The 4,451-nt window shown below is 44.1% G+C and carries 4 protein-coding genes; all 4 read right to left on the bottom strand.

From position 1 onward, the window contains the following. Positions 1-428: hypothetical protein (locus KGY70_17585; GenBank protein MBS3777014.1), on the bottom strand; the 428-nt coding region annotated here is incomplete at its 3' end. Between the two features lie 40 nt (positions 429-468). After that, positions 469-1,140: a rhomboid family intramembrane serine protease gene (locus KGY70_17580; GenBank protein ID MBS3777013.1), complete on the bottom strand. Its 672-nt coding sequence runs from the start codon at positions 1,138-1,140 to the stop codon at positions 469-471. A gap of 344 nt (positions 1,141-1,484) precedes the next feature. Continuing rightward, the gene (locus KGY70_17575) at positions 1,485-2,882 is read right to left on the bottom strand and encodes a twin-arginine translocation signal domain-containing protein (GenBank protein ID MBS3777012.1); all 1,398 of its coding nucleotides are present in this window, start codon (positions 2,880-2,882) and stop codon (positions 1,485-1,487) included. Between the two features lie 221 nt (positions 2,883-3,103). Next, positions 3,104-4,072, bottom strand: a complete 969-nt coding sequence (locus KGY70_17570; GenBank protein MBS3777011.1) for a TIM barrel protein — start codon at positions 4,070-4,072, stop codon at positions 3,104-3,106. Positions 4,073-4,451: the final 379 nt, after the last annotated feature.

Here is a 4,451-nt window from a genome sequence, read left to right as displayed (position 1 = left end):
GGGGTTAGTCCATGGTTTGCACTGAGCCCCTTCCATTGAAAAAAAGGGAATATCAGATGGTAATCCAGTCCGGAACGAAAATAGGTTTGACTCTTCCTTTGAAGCAAATGATTTCTGTCTTTCCCGTTATCCGAATCGAGTGAAGAGGGAAGACTTACAGTCAGTTTAACATTATGAAGGGCTTTAGGTCTGTTGATGCGATGTGATATGCCTAGGGCAAAAGATTGGGATTCAATTACCGGATACCCGGCTTTTATCGGTGTAGCGGGTTTTTGCTGGCTAAAGGAATGATAATTCCACCATTCGGCGGAAACAGCCCATGATGCATCTTCTGTATTTTCTCCGGCTGACTCCTGTGCCCACACAGCAGGCTGTGACAAGAATATAACAAGAACCATCAATATCTTTGTTGCATGGGTGCGGCTCATCTTCTTTTTTTAAAGGGCATAAAAGTAATAAAGAATTGTATCATTTGAAAGGCATCCGGTACACCTGCTCCTTCTTTTTTGTAAAAGTCCTGTATATGGCCAGCCCTCCTAAAAAACCACCAATGTGGGCCCAGAAAGCTATACCTGCATCGGCTCCACCCAGTAAAAGGCTGGAAGTTCCGCTGAGGAACTGCCCCAGAAACCAGATACCGATGAAGATGAGGGCCGGAACAGGTATCAGAACAGGAAGGAAAAGCAAAGGAACAAAGGCGATGATCATGCTATTGGGGAATAAGAACATATAAGCTGCCATAACCCCGGAGATGGCACCTGAAGCACCTACAGCAGGAATTCCGGAATTCAGATTAAGGATGTAGTGAGTAAAACTGGCAATCAGTCCGGCAAGGATGTAAAAAATAAGATACCGGAAACTTCCCATACGGTCTTCCACATTATCCCCGAAAATATAAAGCATCCACATATTGGCGATAAGATGGCCTGCCCCTCCATGCAGGAACATATTGGTGAAAAATGTATGGGTATTGTCTCCTCCCAAAGGGGTTTCAGCCGGGACAAGCCCATATTCAAAAATGAAAGCCCTGGTATTTTCCTGGCTTACCTCGAGGATAAAAACAACAATATTTGCAATAATGAGCAGCCAGTTAATGACCGGAAATTTTTGAGAAGGTATGGTATCTCTGAGGGGTATCATCTGTTACATCCGATTGCTAAAATTTTTACCCGAATTATTCTTGAATAATTCTGACGCTATTGAAAAACCTGGCTTTTTGCTTCAATAAATTTCGCAAAAACCTGGTTTTTCTAATGCGGGGTTGCCTGCATCCATCCCGCAAACCATCCCGCATTTAAAAACTTTCCCGCTTTCTCAGCGGGATTCGTTTTTAAATAATGCAGGTTTATAACCATTACGCAAATAAACAAAATTTTTGCTTTTCTGATGTTTGGAGAATAATAACCAAGATACCTTTTTCATGATTCAGAAAAGGCTTCCACCCGATTTGGCCCGATGACCGCTCAGATTATTTATTGAACCGGTTATTTATTTTTGAACATCTCTTCATAATGTTGTGATTCATCAAATATACCGCCACTTTTCCGGTAATAATCCTGGTTCAGGTTGAATACCCCCTCCTTGGTTTTGCGCCAGGAAGCATCGGGATAGGGATGGTAGCTCACCATCGTATCCCAGTTTTTGTAATTCTGATGTCCATTGGTCTCCAGCAATCCCAGTTCGCCCATTTCCGGGAATGATTTCAGGCGAGCCGCCACAGCTTTATTCCATTCCACCAGTATGGGATTCACTGTAAGATCGGCCATAAAACACGGTACATTGTTTTCATAGGCCAGTTGAGCTTGTTTCATGGTCATGCTTAAAGTTTTTGCGATGGCCTTTAAAGCAAATGCATGGTATCCCATCTGGATGCGTCGGGCCGCGTCCTTCTCACTGTGCAGACTCTCATCAGCGGCAATCCGCACAGGCAGATCATCCACATGCGTTTCCAGCTCTTCCGGGAACGGTTCTTCAATAACGGCTATCTGGTCGAAAGCGCCGATCTTTTTGGCATGATCCAGCAGCCGTTTTAAGGTTTCCTTGCTTTCGTACCTGCCGTTTGCATCAAAATAGTAGGGAAGCTTCCCGTCTTTGGTATAAGGCGTGCGCATATGACCGATGGCCTTATGTATGGCCGTAAGCCGCTCCTTATCCTTTTCCAGCATCTCTTTTTGTGTTCCTGGCTGTCCGATCTTGATCTTCATAAAAAAGTATCCCTGATCCGCTGCCTCTTTTATTTCCTCGATCGGAATGCTATAGGCCATCAGCGGAATGCTGGCCACCTTATCGTGTTTGTGGGACAGGGCCGGTTTGTATTCTTCGGGGATCATGTCGTCGAAACTACGAATTCCGTTTTTTGCAGCATAAAGCAGCCACGCTGCGTTATCAAGGCCAACCAGTGCATTCAACGCAAAGGTCTTGCGCAGATCCGGCTCTTTGGTGATGCTTTTACCATAGGCATAAACCTCCTCCAGTATCTCCTCCTGCAGTTGAATGGGATTTTCAAACTTCATGCCTTTGATCATCTGCAGGGCACGTTCCGTTAAAGTATACATCAAGGCATTGCCGCCGCTCTCCGAATGGCCGGCAAATACCTTTGCATCCGACCACAATACATTCTGGGTGCACAGACCGATCTTACTGTGGCCGGCATCGCTTTGCATCTGCGCCACGGTCTGCCAGATTTCGGTCATATAACCTCCCTTGAAGCCAAAAGGACGGATCAAAGGCTCTCTTTCAAAATCGGAATCTACATTTTCGATGGTGACGGGCATGTTCTTTTGTTTTTTAGTGGTGGAAAATCCGGGAACACTCAATAGCATTCCTAATGAGGCTGCTCCTGTGGTTTTGATGAAATCTCTCCGGTTGAGTTGCTTTGTCATAATATTTATTTTTTTCTGATAATCAAATCAATTAAATAAACTATCGGAAATACAAGCCTAACAGCCTTCATCCCTGCGTTTGGGTCATTGAAAAATTGGGTATTGGAATTCCCCGCCTGCCGTCGGGGCAGGTATTTGTTATTTGTGATCCGTCAAGAGCCGGACAAGTTTTGTTGCTTGTGATTTCCAAAAAGGTCTTTTTTACTTAAAAACAGATATTATTATAAAAGTCCAAATTTCGCCAGCATATTTTTCAGCGTTTTCACATCTTTACTTATAGTTTCCACAGCTTGTTTCCTCTTTTCTTTTTTGCTCAGGTTTTCCCCTTCATAAAGCGGATATTCAAAATGTAAGGTAATGGGTGCCCGGATGTTCAGCTCTTTCAGGAGACTGAAGTATTTGTCGAAGTTCACCATTCCCTCACCCAGGGGGACGCTTACATCATCCCACCCATCACTCGTTTTCATCCATTTGAAGTCTTTGATGACGATGGTTTGTACGTGATCCTGCAACAATTGAAGGCCGAGTGGCCAGGAAAAACCTCCTTCCACGGTGGCATGGCGGATATCATACTGGCAGCCGATCAGTCTGGGATCGAAATCTTTCACCAGCATCCAAACATCCCATACCGGACCGCCGATCCGGGTTCCCGAATGGTTCTGGTAGCCTCCGTGCATGTTGTATCTGGAGTTCAGATCCGCCACTTTTTCCAGTTTTTGTTTGTGCCTGTCAATGCTTTCCTTTATTCCCAATTTGTCGATATAGCTGTAATATCCCAGCCTGTAGTAACGGATGCCTGCATCGGACGCTGTTTTAAGTACCGGGTCGGTATATCGGTCATCAGCATCTGTAATGCCCGAAGTCATCATACCTACTTTCAGGCCTTTCTTTTCGAATGCATTGACTGCTTTGGGAAGATCGGTAGTAACATGCTCCGGAAGAACATGGCCTCCCGGCCGTACGGTAAGATCCGCACCGGCCAGGCCTGCTTCTTTCATTGTTTCTGCAGTTTCCTCATAACTGAGAAATTGTAGATGCTTGGAAAACATGAAGATTTTCCAGTGTTGCTGCTGGCTAGTATTTCCTTGAAAAAATAAAGGGTTTTTCATGCCAAGCAGTGAGACTCCAGCGCCTGCTGCACCCATGGTTTTAATGAAATTGCGACGGGAATAGGGGTTTCGTAAATACATAAATTGAGGGTTTTTATTATAGGTGGCAAGATAACAAAATTTTTTTACACCAAACCATCTTTTCCCATCTGATTTGTAACCTTATTCCGAATGAAATGGCCACGAATGCACGAATAAGAAAATAAGGTTAGAATCTTTGCAGGATTCTTTTGCTACTGAGATCTAATATATTGGAAATAAGGTTTAAAAAAGCCCGGGGCGGCTTATAGCACCCCGGGCTTTATTCATCCTATGCTTAACAAAAAAGAAAACACAGTAACATAGATGTTGAAAATGCCGGTGTATTACTTACCCTGCCGGCCTTACTCAGTAATGGATTATTGAATCATACAGAAATATTTGATTTCGATGCGGGCTATTATGATTTACCCTCGCTGTT

This window comes from Bacteroidales bacterium, from assembly GCA_018334875.1.
In the GTDB taxonomy this organism is placed as follows: Bacteria; Bacteroidota; Bacteroidia; order Bacteroidales; family UBA12077; genus JAGXLC01.
Note: the sequence above shows the minus strand (reverse complement) of the source record. Positions and strands in the feature narration are given on the sequence as shown.